Genomic DNA, 14,197 nt, shown 5'->3' with positions numbered 1-14,197 from the left:
TTGATCCATTCATTGGATCAAGGGGTTTTATTATTCGTTACTGGTCATCCATTGCGTCAATGCTTTCGAAACCTTCAAATTTGCAAGTGGCGGGAAGAAATGTGTGTATTTCGGGAAGTACCATGTGTCGTGTGGCTGCCCATTCTGCTTCAGCGCTTCTTCCAATAAAAATGCCTGTTGCGGAAAGACGTGCTCGTCCTTCATGCCGTGGATGATCAGGACCGGTGCCGTCATCTCGGTGACACGCATGAGCGGATTCCGTTCTTCGTAAACCGTGAGCGCAGTATTCGGCGTGCCACCGTACAAACGCTTCATCATCCGTCGCATATCTGGCCGCTCCTTATAAGTCAGTACGGTATCCGATACCCCTGCCCAATTGACGAGCGATGTGATGTCATCCCGGAGCACCGCAGTCCAAAGCGCCATGATGCCGCCACGCGAAAACGACAGTAAATGTGTTTGTCCGTTCGTGAATTGCTTTAGCACATCGACACCATTCACCGCATCATAACGGTCAGCACCGACGAATTCATCCTTCCCCTCGCCGCCTCGATTCCCCCTGTAATACGGGGCGAACACAACGAAGCCTTGTGCAGCGAATTGGCCGATTCGCGCCGGGCGGACCATTCCGATTGACTGGATACCGCCCCGTAAATAAAGGATCCCACTATACGTCCCTTCTTCCTTCGGTTCCGCAAGCAAGCCTTTCACCCGAAGCCCGTCCGACCAATAGATGATTTCCATCATTTTTACACTAGGTGTCGGAGATGGATAAACCCGCTTAGATTCAATCGTTCCATTTTGCAATATGCTTCACCTGCCTGATGATTTCTTTCATGCCTTCGTCTTTCATTAAAAAGCTGTATGTATCATCGGGCTCTACACTGTCCACCAGTACCGGCCCCATCGTTTCCATCGGCTGAAATCGATCCGCATCCTCTGCTTTCGCGATAAATACCGTCTTCACGAAAGGCTTCTCGCCATCCACCTGATACGCTGCGAACCATTCCAATTCACTCGCTGTAAAACCTGTCTCTTCTTTCACTTCCCTGACAGCCGCTACTTCAAGCATTTCGCCTGGCTCAACTTTGCCGCCGGGAAATTCCAAGCCGCGCGCTGCGTGCCGTGTCAGAAGCCACTTGTCACCGACACGGCAAATGACGAGCACGTGGTGACTTTCGATTGTAAAAGCGTCTTTCTCGAACGACAGCGTACACTTCGTGCCGAACTCATCCACATAATCCAAAGAAATCCCCTCCATCCAAAAGACGTGCACTGTCGCCAGTGCACGTCTGTAATAAATGGCTTATTTTTTTTCGCCAAGGAATGCTGACAACATCCAAGAGTGTTTCTGCAAGCTTTGGTGAATGGCATTCAAGATATCTTCCGTCATGTCATCTCCATCTTCCGCTGCGTAATCCATCCCTTTTTTCAAGGAAGCCATGATCTTATCGAAGTCTTTCACCGTATCTTCGACCATTTCCTCCGCTGATTCTTTCTTGTTCGCTTCTTTGACGACCGACAGTTCCAGCTGCTCCTTCATCGTCGCGACCGGCATACCGCCAAGGGCAAGCAGACGTTCGGCAATTTCATCCATATGCGCAGTCGCTTCGTTGTACAATTCCTCGAACTTCACATGGAGTGTAAAGAACGAAGGCCCTTTCACATACCAATGGAAGTTATGTAACTTTGTATAGATGACAGACCATGATGCAACCTGCACGTTCAATTCTTCATTCAATTTTTCCGACAATTTCCATCACTCTCTTTCAAATAGGATAAGTTGTTCTACTTTATTTATACCACTCTTTTCACTACAATAAACGTACGAACGTATGACTTAAGAAAGAAGCTGATCGTTTGAAGAACATCATGCTCGGTTTCATCCGTTTTTACCAACGCTTCATCTCTCCACTGTTCCCTCCGTCTTGTCGCTTTTATCCGACATGTTCGCATTACGGGCTGGAAGCTGTCGAGAAGCACGGAGCGTTGAAAGGCGGGTACTTGGCGACCAGGCGGATTTTGAGCTGCCATCCCTTCCATAAAGGCGGCGTCGACTTCGTCCCGGAAGAATGGCCACCGAAAAAGAATAAATGAGTGCAGGCAGGGAAATCGCCTTGATTCCCCTGTCTTTTCCTGTTCTGAAATGGTCTGTGTGCCCACTCGACAAGCAGCGTTTATTCTTCCCGGATAAAGTTCTTGCATTCTCTTTCATCTTGCTGTAGTATTTTTCCTGTAATCAAATCGTAACAATTACTATTTGGAGGAACTTATGAAAAAATTGCTATTATCATTATTCACTATCTTTATATTGGCAGCTTGCGGCGATGTCGACGCACCAGCTGAACCCGAGACAGAGCCGACGACTGAAAACATCACAGTCTTCACTACAGTCTTCCCGCTCCAATATTTCGCGGAGCGCATCGGCGGTGAGTTCGTTGACGTGCAATCGGTCTATCCAGCAGGCGCGAATGAGCATACGTTCGAGCCAACACAGCGGGATATGATCGCGATTGCGGATGCCGACCTTCTGTTCTATGTCGGACTCGGGCTTGAAGGCTTCATCGACAACGCCAAGAAGACATTGGAAGGCGAACAAGTCGAATTCATCTCAACAGCCGATTCGTTTTCTGACGAAGCACTCGAAACGGCTTCCCATTCACATGATGAAGAGGAAGAACACGGGCACGATGATCATGGACATGGAGAAGGACACGAAGGACATGACCACAACGGCGTCGATCCGCACGTCTGGATGTCACCTGTCTTGAGCGCGTCACTGGCGGAATCCATCAAGGATGCCCTCGTCGAAGCGGCTCCGGAGCATTCTGAAGCATTCGACAGCAATTTTGCCGAGCTGCAAATCGAACTCGAAGCACTTCATCTATCGTTCCTGGACCTTGCCGACCGTCTTGACGGCGGGACGTTCTTCGTCTCCCACGCCGCATTTGGTTACATCGCTGAACCATACGGGTTTGAACAAGTCGCAGTGGCTGGCCTGAACAGCCAGGATGAACCGTCCCAAAAAGAATTGACGGCCATCATCGAGCAAGCGGAGGAGAAAGGCATCGAGCACATCGTCTTCGAACAGAACGTCTCCTCGAACTTGACGGAAGTCGTTCAAAAAGAAATCGGTGCTAAAGCCGTCATGATGCACAACCTCGGCGTCTTGACGCAAGAGGACATCAAGAACGAAGAAACATATTTCACCTTAATGGAACACAACTTAGCGACACTTGAAGAGGTACTTCGCTAATCACAAAAAGAAGTGGAACAGGATTACTACCCACTCCACTTCTTTTTTTGTCGCTCAATCTTCCAAAATCCGGCGTAAAAATGATTCCCGATGGTCCATAAAATATTTGGTGATGCGGTAATGCTCGGTATCTTCATAATCCACTTTCGCAATGCCATCCTCACTGAATTCATGGATTGCTGCACCCGGATAAGCCAGCAGGATCGGCGAATGCGTTGCGATGATGAACTGACATCCCCGTTCTTCCGACAACTCCTTTAATATCCGTAAAAACGTCAGCTGGCGCTGCGGGGACAAGGCGGCTTCAGGCTCATCGAGTAAATACAACGCGTTGCCTTGGAACCGGTTTGAAAAAAGCGACATGAATGATTCCCCGTGCGATTGGTGGTGGAGTGATTTTCCGCCATATCCCGCAAATCCCGTATCATCCACTTCATCCAAATACGAAGCAAAATGATAAAATGATTCCGCACGAAGGAAAAATCCGTTGGTCGCTTTTGGCATCCATGATAGCCGCAAAAATGCACCGAGTGCAGAATCCGACGAATCCACTTCGTAAAAATGATTGCGTCCACCGCCCGCTGTGTTGAAGCCGCATTGATCAGCGATCGCTTCCAGCAGCGTCGATTTCCCGGAACCGTTCTCCCCGACGAAAAACGTGATCGGTGATTCGAGTTCCATCTCTTCAAACGTGCCGATCGATGGAATATCAAACGGATATTCGCCCGTTTGTACTACACGTTCTTTCATCAACTGAACCTCTTTTAAGAACACTGCTCGTCCTCCTCTTCCAACACAACGTTGTATCCAATTCCCAGCGTATTCGAAACGGTGACTTCCCCGCCTCTGACCGAGATTTCCGGCTCGATGATGTCAGCTTCCCAGTAATGATTGGACGCTGTTAAGTCTCCTGGTAAATCGACACCTGCAATACTCGCAAGCGCAAGATTATGAGCTTTCGACACACCGAACTCAATCATGCCACCTACCCACATTTGCACCCCGTGTGCTTTCAAGTAATCAACGATACGCAATGTTTCCGCCCAGCCGCCGAGTCGCCCCATCTTCAACACTGCTACAGTTCCTGCGGCTTCTCTGACCATCCGCTTGGCGTCTTCAAAACTCCTTAAACTCTCGTCCAGGCAAATTTTCGTCTGCATTTGTGCACTAGCACGACGGTGCAGCTCCCACGACTCCTCCGAAAACGGCTGCTCGATCAAATAAAAACCAGCTTCGTCCCATTCTAGCAACCGTTCGAACGGTTCGTGTTCGAACGCACCGTTAGCATCTGCAAAAAACAGCACCTCTGGATAAGTAGAGATGATTTGTTTGAACACGTTCATTTCATCTGACGGACGGATTTTCACTTTGATTCTGCGGTAACCAGCATTAGCCGCTTCGTCCACTGCCGCCGCTTCTGTGTGCGCAACGGCAACTACGGTCCCTGCTGCGACGGTGTCTTTCGTGCCACCAACGAATTCCGCTAGCGATTTCCCCGCACATTTTGCCGCGAGGTCCCAGATGGCACTTTCAAGCGCTGCTTTAGCCATCCGGTTGCCTTTCACAGCACCGAACCAGTCAGCCACTTGCCTCGGTTCATTTAATTGTTTTCCCTCGACAAGCGGAATGAGCACGTGCTCCAAGACGAACTGGCAGCTCGTGATTGTTTCTTCCGTATACCACGGCGTCGAAAACGCGACACACTCGCCGTAGCCGCTCCGCCCCTCACTGTCCTGCACCGTTACTATAATGCTCTCCCGCTCCGTCACCTCCTGCAACGACGTGATGAACGGCCGCTTCAATGGTCTCTTGATCCGTTCAAGCCGCACGTGCTGAATGGTCATAGCCATGTTTTCAACGTCCTTCTGAGCAATTTGTTTAACGCATTGCGTGGCAGTGAATCGACGATGGCAAACGTTTTTGGCACTTTGTAAGATGCTAATCGCTCTTTACAAAATGCGTGCAGTTCGTCTGTCGAGACATCAGACTTCAGGACGACGAATGCAGCAGGGACTTCTCCCCACTTGTCATCCTTCATCCCGCAAACTCCCGCTTCCTGAACTGCTGGGTGCGCTGCGAGCACTTTTTCGATTTCTGCCGGATAGACGTTTTCGCCACCAGAGACGATCAAATCCGAACGCCGGTCGATGACGAACAAAAATCCTTCCACATCCAAATAACCGATATCTCCCGTATGCAGCCAGCCGTCCTGCTGCGAAGGCCGCTCTGAGAAGCTCCCGATATAACCAGGCGTCACTTGTGGTCCGCGAATCAGGATTTCTCCTGTGTCTCCGGGCTCTATTGCCCCTTCAATCTTCACTTGGTAAAGGAACAATGGCTTACCGGAAGATCCGATTTTTCGCGCAGCGTCAGCTGGCTGAAGCGTTGTTGATTGTGAAGAGGTTTCCGTCATGCCGTACGTCTGCAGTACAGCGATGCCAAACTGTTCAGCGCGTTCGATATAAGAGACCGGCACCGGACCCCCGCCTGCAAGCATCGCTCGGAAACGGTCCGATACGCTCAATTCCTTACTTTCCAGTTCATGGAGCAGCCGTTCCAGCGTCACCCCGACGACTGACATATGCGTGACGGTCCCTTTATGGAGCTCCTCCGCACAAGCTGCCGCTTCGAATTTCGGATGGAGCCGCACACCCATCCCGTAGACGAGCGAGCGCATGAGAATCGAGAATCCGCTTATATGGTAAAGCGGCACCGTGCAAAGCCACGTATCTTCCGGCGTGATGCCAAGATTCAGTGCAGATGACACCGCGCTTGAAAAGTGGTTTTCAGCTGTTTGCCGGACGCCTTTCGGATAGCCCGTCGTGCCAGATGTATACATGATCGACAGCGTCCGCCCTGTTTCCCACTCCACTTCTGGAGTAAAATCCACAGCTTCTATTTTAGCAAGCTCGCTGAACAATAACGGCAAAGCATCCGGCAGCTTCCCAGCAAGCGCGTCATCTGCGAACACGAAGTCCGCCGCAGAATCCTCTAGCTGATAAGCGAGTTCCGCTGCTGTCAACCGCTCGTTGAGCATCACGACTTCACAGCCGACATGAAGACACGCGTAGAGGAATCGAACAAATTCAGGATGTGATGCAGATAGCACCGCCACTCTGCTTCCTTTCCTGACACCTTGTGCTGCCAGTCTTCCAGCCGTCTCGAGCGCTTCTGTATTCAGTTCAGCAAATGTCCACGCACGGTCACCGTAGGAAAGTGCCAGTCGCTCCCCCGTCAGCAACGTCCGCTGCAAAAGCCAGTTCGGATACATCATAAACAAAATCCTTTCTTTGCAAAAAAGCCACCCAAGATGGGCAGCTTTTGTTAGTCATTATGGGAAACGTGGGAATTGACCGAAGTCCGGTTTGCGCTTTTCTTTGAACGCGTCGCGGCCTTCTTTCGCCTCGTCTGTTGTGTAATAAAGAAGTGTTGCATCGCCAGCCATTTGCTGAAGTCCTGCAAGTCCGTCCGTATCAGCGTTCATCGCTGCTTTCACGAAACGAAGTGCAGTCGGGCTCATCGCGAGCATTTCTTCACACCATTTCACTGTCTCATCCTCAAGCTGCTCGTAAGGGACAACTGTGTTGACTAGACCCATATCAAGCGCTTCCTGTGCGTCGTACTGACGGCATAGGTACCAGATTTCACGTGCTTTCTTATGGCCGATGATGCGTGCCAAGTAGCCTGAACCGTAACCTGCGTCAAATGAACCGACGCGTGGCCCTGTTTGGCCGAAGCGTGCGTTATCCGCTGCGATCGTCAAGTCACATACAACGTGCAGAACGTGTCCGCCGCCGATTGCGAAACCAGCAACCATTGCCACAACTGGCTTTGGAATTACGCGGATCAAGCGCTGCAAGTCCAGGACGTTCAAGCGGGGAATTTCATCTTCTCCAACGTAACCACCGTGCCCACGGACGCTTTGGTCGCCACCTGAGCAGAATGCTTTCTCCCCTTCACCAGTCAAAACGATGACGCCGACGTCTGCGTTGTCGCGCGCGCGTGAGAATGCATCGATCAGTTCGTGCACCGTTTTCGGGCGGAATGCGTTGCGCACTTCCGGACGGTTGATCGTGATTTTCGCAATCCCATTGTAAATTTCATACTTGATATCTTCATATGTACGTTCTGAAATCCATTCACGTGTCATGATTTCTTCCTCCTTCATTCTAATGAGCTAATATACTTCTTTATTATTGTAGCAAACTCTATAGGTTTTTCCACATGAATTGCATGGCCTGCGTGTAAAGTTACGTGCTGAGCACGCTTAATCCGCTCCGCCATACGGCGTCCGATCGCAATGAATTTTTCATCAAGACAGCCTGTCAAAAGCAGGACTGGCACCTCAAGTACCTCGAGCCGTTCCCAGTAGGATTGCTGCGCCCCCGTACCCATGCCGTTCAAACTACCGGCAAGTCCTTCAGGCGACTGCGCCAACCGTTCACTTCTGACCCGTTCACGCACAACTGCCGGCAACGATTTCTGCGACGCAAACAATGGAATTGCTTCCCAGTTGTTGACGAAGGATTCCATGCCGTTCTGCACGATTTTCTGAGCTAACGCGCTGTCACGTTGTCTTCTTTCCAGCTGCTCCTCGGCTGTTTCCAAGCCAGGTGAAGCACTTTCCAGAATGAGTGCCTTGAGCTTCCCGGGATAAGCATCCGCATAAGCGAGTGCGACCCGGCCGCCCATGGAATAACCGAGAAGAACGAACGACTCAAGGCCGAGCTCACCGAACAGCTCATGTAAATCCTCCACTTGCTGCTCCATTCCGTATCGACTTGTGTCTGCTGGTATCGCTGTTGCACCGTGTCCAAGAAGATCGATGAGTACAACTCGTTTATCCTTCAGCTGTCCGGCAAGTTCGTGCCACGTCTTCGTACTTCCCGTGAAGCCGTGGAGCAGTACGATCGCTTGCTCTTTTGCTTCACGGAACTGCTCGACTTGGTAAGTGACACCGCGCACCGTCATTTCCATGATGCAACAAGCTCCTCGTGGAATGTCGTCCAAAGCTTCCGGTGCATGTCTACGTTCGTTTTACGGTCCGTGAACACTTCGATGATTTTGACTTTCTTCTGCTTTTCAGTCGCAAGTGCTCTGCGTAGCTCATCTTTCGTTTTGACCGCTGCATATTCAGCATCGTACATTTTCGCAGCGTTGTCGAACGTCAATCCAGTCGGCGTACCGAAGAGTTCTTCGTAATAACGTTCTTCCTGTGATTGCGGCAAGTACGAGAAGATCCCGCCGCCGTCATTGTTCATCACCACTACCGTCACATCCGCATCCTGCATTTTCGAAGCGAGCAGTCCATTCAGATCATGGATGAACGACAAGTCGCCGATTAATAAATACGTCGGACGATCTGCAGCTGCCTGTGTTCCAAATGCTGTGGAAACGACGCCGTCGATGCCATTCGCACCGCGGTTCGCAAAAATCTGCACGTCGCGTTCCGTCGCTTGGAAAAAAGTGTCGACATCCCGAATCGGCATACTGCTGCCTGCTACCAGATGTACGCCATCCAAGTGATCGAAAAGGATCTTCGTAAAGACCCCTTCATCCATCTCATTTTCACAATGCCGCTCGACAATCTGCCAGTACAAAGCGTTAGCTCCGCCCCAAGCTGCCGTGTACGCACTTTGCGCACGCTCGGCAACCGGAAGCTGCCACAAAGCAGAAGACGGCGCCTGGATATGGTGTGTGACGATTGACTGCGCATCCCGCAGCATAGGGCTGTCATCGAAAACCGCATAGACGGCCGGTTCGAGTGACGTCAAATACAGCGACAACGGTTTTGAAACTGGTTGTGGACCGACTCGGATAACAACATTCGGCATGAGACGCGCTTTCGCCTCATCGACTTTAAGAATCGCATCGTACGCATCGATTAAAAGATGGCGACATGCCGGATCAATATTCGCTCGGACATTCGATAGCGGATCGATGAGGACCGGCCAATCAAGTGCTCGGATGAACTGCCAAAATGTGTCCGGAACTCCCTCGGTCATCTCCCCCAGTACGAGAATCCCTCTCTCTTCTTTGAACTGTCCAAGAAGGAAGCGTTCTGCTTCCACCGGCAGTGCGGACTGGTTCGTGAAATGGCGGATTTCACCTGGACTCTCGAATGCTTGATCGAAATCGATCTGCAGTGGCTCGCGGAACGGCACGTTCAAATGGACCGGACCTTTCGGAGCCGTCCGTGCAGTTGTCACGGCTCGGTGCAAGTGGCGTGTCACGAATGCCAATTTATTGTCCTGCTCAGGCATCGGCAAGTCGGAAGCCCATTTTACATGAGAGCCGAAAAGATTTACTTGGTTGATCGCTTGCGGTGCACCGACTTCGCGCAGCTCATGCGGTCGGTCAGCTGTCACGACGAGCAATGGCACACGTGCGTAATACGCCTCAACGATGGCAGGGAAATAGTTAGCTGCCGCCGTCCCTGATGTACAGAGCAGCATGACCGGCTGCCCCGATGTTTTTGCCATACCAAGCGCGAAGAATGCCGCAGAACGCTCATCTATTTGCCGGTAGATGTTCATGCCTTCTTGCTTCATGCACGCATAAGCAAGTGGCGTCGAGCGTGAACCCGGGCTGATTACGACATTCACGACACCTTGCTCTACAAGAGTGTGGGTGAATGCTGATACATATTCTGTTAATGCTTTACGATTCGTCACGCATTTGTCCCCCCAACGCACGGAGCATCGGCCGGAATTTCACCCATGTCTCAGCATATTCTGATTGTGGCGTCGAATTCGCCACAATGCCTCCTCCGGCGTACAGGAATGCCCGCTTGCCATCGAGGAGAGCGGAACGGATCGCAACTGCGAATTCCCCGTCTCCGCGTGAATCCATCCAGCCGACAGGTGCTGCATAGAATCCTCTATTCATCGTTTCGTATTGCCGGATCAAGCTAAGTGCCTGCTGCTTTGGCTCCCCCCCCAGTGCCGGTGTCGGATGCAGCGACTTGACGAGATCCATTAATCCCGCACCATCCTTCAAAGAACCTCTTACCGGCGTATGGAGATGCTGGATATCACGGATTTTCATCAACTCGGGCTTTTTGGGGATGGTTACACCCTCACAGAATTTCTGGAACACATGATCGATCATATCGACGACATATTGGTGCTCCGAACGATTTTTCCGGTCCAGCAATAACTCAGCACCAAGTGCCAAATCCTCTTTCTCGTCTTTCCCGCGTCTAGTTGAACCCGCGAGACACGTCGACAGCGCTATGCCGTTCTCTACTTTAACAAGCCGTTCAGGCGTCGCACCGAAGAAAAACTGCTCCTCTGCCTCGATTCCGAACAAGTAACTGCTCGTCTGCTCAATCGATACTTGTGAAAGCGCCGCAGCAGCCGTCACTTGCTCTTTGAATGCGAGTTCCATACAACGGGCAATGACGACCTTTGCCGCCTGTCCTGCCTTGATGGAAGCCGTTACTTGATCAATCGACTCCATATAAACATCCTTGTGCAACTCTTGATGGTTTTCTACCACTTGTTTACTGTGCACTTTCCCATTAAGTCGTTTCGCACTTTGAATTAGCTCATCCCGCTTCTTGCGTAGATCTGGCAATGCGTGCTCCCCGTCCAACTCTTTAGTGAACTGGTGAATGCTGATGAACGTCTTCCCGTCTTTCTCCTGTAACTGAAACACAGGCAATACAAAATACGTTTCCGGGAAACTAACCCACTCCGATTTCTTCTGATTCAGCGGGTCAAACGAGAATCCTCCGAACAAACTCGGTCTTACCAGTAATTCTTTCTCCGGCAACCGGCTGCACATCGCCTTCCACTCCGTTTGAACATCTTCGAACCGGCCGTGAAGATTCGATGTTTTTAATACATGTGCATGCCCGATCCCAATCAATGAAAAGTCTCTCTCAGGATTTTGCCAGAACATCCGTTGTCCTCCATAAGAGGCTGCCCCTGCTTCAAAAAATGCGAGTGATGTAACCCCTTCCACTTCTATCGTTTCAGTAATAAATTGATAAGCGATGTAGCGCATAGCCGCGCTTGTATCAGCAGATGAATGCAAATAAGAATTCATCAAAATACCCTCCGTTTTCCAATGAAGCTGGAATCTTTCCATTTGGATCCAGCTAAAAGTCTCTACCTTCTATCATACTCTTTTATATGGCATTCAGCACATTTTTTGTATTTGGAGAGTGCTTTCAGAATTATCACTCATCACTTAGTTGGACAGCCGTCTAGCTGTGTTGCTGCGAGATGCGGCGTTTGGTTGAAATGAGCTTCTGCAGATGTTTAGCGAGCGTTGAAGCGAGATTGGTTATTTGGTGGGTAGTGCTGCGAGATCTTTACGTGCATGCGGTGCTTGTGAAAGATCAGAATTAAGGGAATCCAAGTTATCGGGTGGTGAATGCAAGTTATCTCCTGATTAATGCAAGATATTTGTCGACGAACGCCAGTTATCACTGGATGAACACCGGTTAGAAGTAGACCCGCCTTTATAACATAAAAAAAGAACGTCTCACATATTGAAATGTGAGACGCTCTAGTATGACCCCTACGGGATTCGAACCCGTGTTACCGCCGTGAAAGGGCGGTGTCTTAACCGCTTGACCAAGGGGCCAATTCTGGCGGAGAAGGAGGGATTTGAACCCTCGCGCCGGAATAAACCGACCTACACCCTTAGCAGGGGCGCCTCTTCAGCCTCTTGAGTACTTCCCCAGAATGGCTCCGAAGGTAGGACTCGAACCTACGACCATCGCATTAACAGTGCGGTGCTCTACCACTGAGCTACTTCGGAATGGTGGGCCTAAGTGGACTCGAACCACCGACCTCACGCTTATCAGGCGTGCGCTCTAACCAGCTGAGCTATAGGCCCATCATTTGGAGCGGGTGAAGGGAATCGAACCCTCATCATCAGCTTGGAAGGCTGAGGTTTTACCACTAAACTACACCCGCACTATGGTGGGTCAGGACGGAATCGAACCGCCGACACTTAGAGCTTCAATCTAATGCTCTACCAACTGAGCTACTGACCCATAGTATGTAAGATGAAAATGGCGGTCCCGACCGGGATCGAACCGGCGATCTCCTGCGTGACAGGCAGGCATGTTAACCGCTACACCACGGGACCTTTTTGGTTGCGGGGGCAGGATTTGAACCTGCGACCTCCGGGTTATGAGCCCGACGAGCTACCACTGCTCTACCCCGCGACAATAGAATTTAATTTATCTTGCTGATACTCATTGCCTATCGCAGATCGACATCTGCTTCGGCTTCGCCTGCATCGATGTTACTTCGCTGTCTTCGTACAGCTCGTTGCTCTACCCCGCGACAATAGAATTTAATTTATCTTGCTGATACTCATTGCCTATCGCAGATCGACATCTGCTTCGGCTTCGCCTGCATCGATGTTACTTCGCCGTCTTCGTACAGCTCGTTGCTCTACCCCGCGATAATATTATTAAATCATCTGTCTTGCTATACTCTTAGTATCTCGGAGACTGACACTTGAGTTGAAGTAAAATTGAGTCCACCGTTAAGAATAAAATGGAGGAGGAAGAGGGATTCGAACCCCCGCGGGATTTGACTCCCCTGTCGGTTTTCAAGACCGATCCCTTCAGCCAAACTTGGGTATTCCTCCGTGATCATATTGGTGGACCTTGCAGGACTCGAACCTGCGACCGGACGGTTATGAGCCGTCTGCTCTAACCAACTGAGCTAAAGGTCCTAATAAAGTGGCGGCAGAGGGGATCGAACCCCCGACCTTACGGGTATGAACCGTACGCTCTAGCCAGCTGAGCTACGCCGCCAGGATCTTTATATGAATAGTTGGTGGAGCCTAGCGGGATCGAACCGCTGACCTCCTGCGTGCAAGGCAGGCGCTCTCCCAGCTGAGCTAAGGCCCCATAAAGTGGTCGGGAAGACAGGATTCGAACCTGCGACCCCTTGGTCCCAAACCAAGTGCTCTACCAAGCTGAGCTACTTCCCGACTGAGAATTTAATTAAAAAATATGGCGCGCCCGAGAGGACTCGAACCTCTAACCGCTTGATTCGTAGTCAAGTACTCTATCCAATTGAGCTACGGGCGCATATGATGTTTAGTAGACGGATTTCTAAAAATCAGTTGGTGCCGAGGACCGGAATCGAACCGGTACGGTAGTCACCTACCGCAGGATTTTAAGTCCTGTGCGTCTGCCAGTTCCGCCACCCCGGCGGGGCATTAGCAAGTTTAAAAATTGGAGCGGAAGACGGGGGTCGAACCCGCGACCTCCACCTTGGCAAGGTGGCGTTCTACCACTGAACTACTTCCGCTTGGTGCGGGTGAAGGGAGTCGAACCCCCACGCCCGAAGGCGCTAGATCCTAAGTCTAGTGCGTCTGCCAGTTCCGCCACACCCGCGTGGCAATTTAAATGAAATTGTAAATGGTGAGCCATGCAGGATTCGAACCTGCGACCCTCTGATTAAAAGTCAGATGCTCTACCAACTGAGCTAATGGCTCGTGAAAAACTGGTGCCGGAGAAAGGACTTGAACCCTCAACCTACTGATTACAAGTCAGTTGCTCTACCAGTTGAGCTACTCCGGCACAAAAATGGTGGAGGATGACGGGATCGAACCGCCGACCCTCTGCTTGTAAGGCAGATGCTCTCCCAGCTGAGCTAATCCTCCATGTAATGCCCAGCGACGTCCTACTCTCACAGGGGGAAACCCCCAACTACCATCGGCGCAAAAGAGCTTAACTTCCGTGTTCGAGATGGGAACGGGTGTGGCCTCTTTGCCATCATCACTGGACTATTCTATTTTGAAAGACAAGTTTTATTATACCAATTCCCAGCGGGAATACAAGGCTTTTTTAAAACTTTTGTTTGTTCTTTCAAAACTGGATAAAGCGGACATGGATTGATTGAAGCGTGTTGGTTAAGTCCTCGATCGATTAGTATTCGTCAGCTGCACGTGTCGCCACGCTTC

12 protein-coding genes, 20 tRNA genes and 1 rRNA gene are annotated in these 14,197 nt (G+C 50.7%); 2 read left to right on the top strand and 31 right to left on the bottom strand.

The window, feature by feature from the left end; all coding sequences use genetic code 11:
- Nucleotides 1-30: 30 nt before the first annotated feature.
- From GIW82_RS00170 to GIW82_RS00160, 3 genes are all read right to left on the bottom strand, one after another.
- Complete coding sequence (locus GIW82_RS00170; RefSeq protein ID WP_370456159.1) at nucleotides 31-810, bottom strand: alpha/beta hydrolase family protein; 780 nt, start codon at nucleotides 808-810, stop codon at nucleotides 31-33.
- Nucleotides 788-1,237: an NUDIX domain-containing protein gene (locus GIW82_RS00165; RefSeq protein ID WP_370456158.1), complete on the bottom strand. Its 450-nt coding sequence runs from the start codon at nucleotides 1,235-1,237 to the stop codon at nucleotides 788-790. The genes GIW82_RS00170 and GIW82_RS00165 overlap by 23 nt, the downstream gene beginning before the upstream one ends.
- A 69-nt stretch (nucleotides 1,238-1,306) precedes the next feature.
- Entirely contained in the window at nucleotides 1,307-1,753 is a 447-nt protein-coding gene (locus GIW82_RS00160) for a Dps family protein (protein WP_154747925.1), read from the bottom strand.
- Nucleotides 1,754-1,872: 119 nt separating this feature from the next.
- On the opposite strand from GIW82_RS00160, the gene yidD reads away from it, so the two are divergent.
- Together yidD and GIW82_RS00150 are read left to right on the top strand one after the other, a co-directional pair.
- Entirely contained in the window at nucleotides 1,873-2,097 is a 225-nt protein-coding gene (gene yidD, locus GIW82_RS00155) for a membrane protein insertion efficiency factor YidD (protein WP_370456157.1), read from the top strand.
- Between the two features lie 175 nt (nucleotides 2,098-2,272).
- Nucleotides 2,273-3,256 (top strand): metal ABC transporter solute-binding protein, Zn/Mn family, encoded by a 984-nt coding sequence (locus GIW82_RS00150; RefSeq protein WP_154747923.1) that lies wholly within the window; start codon nucleotides 2,273-2,275, stop codon nucleotides 3,254-3,256.
- Between the two features lie 54 nt (nucleotides 3,257-3,310).
- Here the strand turns inward: GIW82_RS00150 and GIW82_RS00145 are convergent, their stop codons facing one another.
- The 28 genes from GIW82_RS00145 to rrf form a co-directional block, all read right to left on the bottom strand.
- The gene (locus GIW82_RS00145) at nucleotides 3,311-4,030 is read right to left on the bottom strand and encodes an AAA family ATPase (RefSeq protein ID WP_370455932.1); all 720 of its coding nucleotides are present in this window, start codon (nucleotides 4,028-4,030) and stop codon (nucleotides 3,311-3,313) included.
- Nucleotides 4,021-5,106, bottom strand: a complete 1,086-nt coding sequence (menC, locus tag GIW82_RS00140) for an o-succinylbenzoate synthase (RefSeq protein WP_154747922.1) — start codon at nucleotides 5,104-5,106, stop codon at nucleotides 4,021-4,023. The genes GIW82_RS00145 and menC overlap by 10 nt, the downstream gene beginning before the upstream one ends.
- Nucleotides 5,097-6,530 carry an o-succinylbenzoate--CoA ligase gene (locus GIW82_RS00135; RefSeq protein ID WP_154747921.1) on the bottom strand — a complete coding sequence of 478 codons (1,434 nt, stop codon included), beginning with the start codon at nucleotides 6,528-6,530 and terminating at the stop codon, nucleotides 5,097-5,099. The genes menC and GIW82_RS00135 overlap by 10 nt, the downstream gene beginning before the upstream one ends.
- Before the next feature lie 57 nt (nucleotides 6,531-6,587).
- Nucleotides 6,588-7,406, bottom strand: a complete 819-nt coding sequence (menB, locus tag GIW82_RS00130) for a 1,4-dihydroxy-2-naphthoyl-CoA synthase (RefSeq protein ID WP_154747920.1) — start codon at nucleotides 7,404-7,406, stop codon at nucleotides 6,588-6,590.
- Between the two features lie 14 nt (nucleotides 7,407-7,420).
- On the bottom strand, nucleotides 7,421-8,233 hold the full coding sequence (menH, locus tag GIW82_RS00125) for a 2-succinyl-6-hydroxy-2,4-cyclohexadiene-1-carboxylate synthase (RefSeq protein ID WP_154747919.1): 813 nt from the start codon (nucleotides 8,231-8,233) through the stop codon (nucleotides 7,421-7,423).
- Complete coding sequence (gene menD / locus GIW82_RS00120) at nucleotides 8,224-9,930, bottom strand: 2-succinyl-5-enolpyruvyl-6-hydroxy-3-cyclohexene-1-carboxylic-acid synthase (protein ID WP_370455931.1); 1,707 nt, start codon at nucleotides 9,928-9,930, stop codon at nucleotides 8,224-8,226. Before menD ends, menH begins: the two co-directional genes overlap by 10 nt.
- On the bottom strand, nucleotides 9,917-11,308 hold the full coding sequence (locus tag GIW82_RS00115; protein WP_154747918.1) for an isochorismate synthase: 1,392 nt from the start codon (nucleotides 11,306-11,308) through the stop codon (nucleotides 9,917-9,919). The genes menD and GIW82_RS00115 overlap by 14 nt, the downstream gene beginning before the upstream one ends.
- Nucleotides 11,309-11,779: 471 nt before the next feature.
- Nucleotides 11,780-11,851 (bottom strand) — tRNA-Glu (locus GIW82_RS00110).
- A gap of 5 nt (nucleotides 11,852-11,856) precedes the next feature.
- Nucleotides 11,857-11,949: transfer RNA gene (locus GIW82_RS00105), tRNA-Ser, on the bottom strand.
- Between the two features lie 4 nt (nucleotides 11,950-11,953).
- Nucleotides 11,954-12,028, bottom strand: a tRNA-Asn gene (locus GIW82_RS00100).
- Nucleotide 12,029: 1 nt separating this feature from the next.
- A tRNA-Ile gene (locus tag GIW82_RS00095) sits at nucleotides 12,030-12,106 on the bottom strand.
- A gap of 6 nt (nucleotides 12,107-12,112) precedes the next feature.
- Nucleotides 12,113-12,186: transfer RNA gene (locus GIW82_RS00090), tRNA-Gly, on the bottom strand.
- 4 nt (nucleotides 12,187-12,190) lie between these two features.
- A tRNA-Phe gene (locus tag GIW82_RS00085) sits at nucleotides 12,191-12,266 on the bottom strand.
- A 19-nt stretch (nucleotides 12,267-12,285) separates the two neighbouring features.
- Nucleotides 12,286-12,361, bottom strand: a tRNA-Asp gene (locus GIW82_RS00080).
- 4 nt (nucleotides 12,362-12,365) lie between these two features.
- Nucleotides 12,366-12,440: transfer RNA gene (locus GIW82_RS00075), tRNA-Met, on the bottom strand.
- 338 nt (nucleotides 12,441-12,778) lie between these two features.
- Nucleotides 12,779-12,871: transfer RNA gene (locus GIW82_RS00070), tRNA-Ser, on the bottom strand.
- Between the two features lie 10 nt (nucleotides 12,872-12,881).
- Nucleotides 12,882-12,958, bottom strand: a tRNA-Ile gene (locus GIW82_RS00065).
- 8 nt (nucleotides 12,959-12,966) lie between these two features.
- Nucleotides 12,967-13,040 (bottom strand) — tRNA-Met (locus GIW82_RS00060).
- Nucleotides 13,041-13,060: 20 nt separating this feature from the next.
- A tRNA-Ala gene (locus GIW82_RS00055) sits at nucleotides 13,061-13,136 on the bottom strand.
- Nucleotides 13,137-13,142: 6 nt separating this feature from the next.
- Nucleotides 13,143-13,219: transfer RNA gene (locus tag GIW82_RS00050), tRNA-Pro, on the bottom strand.
- 23 nt (nucleotides 13,220-13,242) lie between these two features.
- A tRNA-Arg gene (locus GIW82_RS00045) sits at nucleotides 13,243-13,319 on the bottom strand.
- A 36-nt stretch (nucleotides 13,320-13,355) separates the two neighbouring features.
- A tRNA-Leu gene (locus tag GIW82_RS00040) sits at nucleotides 13,356-13,444 on the bottom strand.
- A gap of 23 nt (nucleotides 13,445-13,467) precedes the next feature.
- Nucleotides 13,468-13,542, bottom strand: a tRNA-Gly gene (locus GIW82_RS00035).
- 1 nt (nucleotide 13,543) lies between these two features.
- Nucleotides 13,544-13,628 (bottom strand) — tRNA-Leu (locus tag GIW82_RS00030).
- Nucleotides 13,629-13,653: 25 nt separating this feature from the next.
- A tRNA-Lys gene (locus GIW82_RS00025) sits at nucleotides 13,654-13,729 on the bottom strand.
- Nucleotides 13,730-13,738: 9 nt separating this feature from the next.
- Nucleotides 13,739-13,814 (bottom strand) — tRNA-Thr (locus tag GIW82_RS00020).
- Nucleotides 13,815-13,821: 7 nt separating this feature from the next.
- Nucleotides 13,822-13,897 (bottom strand) — tRNA-Val (locus GIW82_RS00015).
- A gap of 7 nt (nucleotides 13,898-13,904) precedes the next feature.
- Nucleotides 13,905-14,020 (bottom strand): 5S ribosomal RNA (gene rrf, locus GIW82_RS00010).
- Between the last annotated feature and the right edge of the window lie 177 nt (nucleotides 14,021-14,197).

Source organism: Planomicrobium sp. YIM 101495 (assembly GCF_009707665.1).
In the GTDB taxonomy this organism is placed as follows: domain Bacteria; phylum Bacillota; class Bacilli; order Bacillales_A; family Planococcaceae; genus Planococcus.
The sequence above is the reverse complement of the archived record's forward strand: the minus strand, read 5'-3'. Positions and strand labels throughout refer to the sequence as shown.

Excerpts from the sequence above, each read along its gene's own strand:
- GIW82_RS00135 (WP_154747921.1), bottom strand. The coding sequence starts at position 6,530 with ATGATGTATCCGAACTGGCTTTTGCAGCGGACGTTGCTGACGGGGGAG.
- menB (WP_154747920.1), bottom strand. The coding sequence starts at position 7,406 with ATGACACGTGAATGGATTTCAGAACGTACATATGAAGATATCAAGTAT.
- menC (WP_154747922.1), bottom strand. The coding sequence starts at position 5,106 with ATGGCTATGACCATTCAGCACGTGCGGCTTGAACGGATCAAGAGACCA.
- GIW82_RS00150 (WP_154747923.1), top strand. The coding sequence starts at position 2,273 with ATGAAAAAATTGCTATTATCATTATTCACTATCTTTATATTGGCAGCT.
- menH (WP_154747919.1), bottom strand. The coding sequence starts at position 8,233 with ATGGAAATGACGGTGCGCGGTGTCACTTACCAAGTCGAGCAGTTCCGT.
- yidD (WP_370456157.1), top strand. The coding sequence starts at position 1,873 with ATGCTCGGTTTCATCCGTTTTTACCAACGCTTCATCTCTCCACTGTTC.
- GIW82_RS00115 (WP_154747918.1), bottom strand. The coding sequence starts at position 11,308 with ATGAATTCTTATTTGCATTCATCTGCTGATACAAGCGCGGCTATGCGC.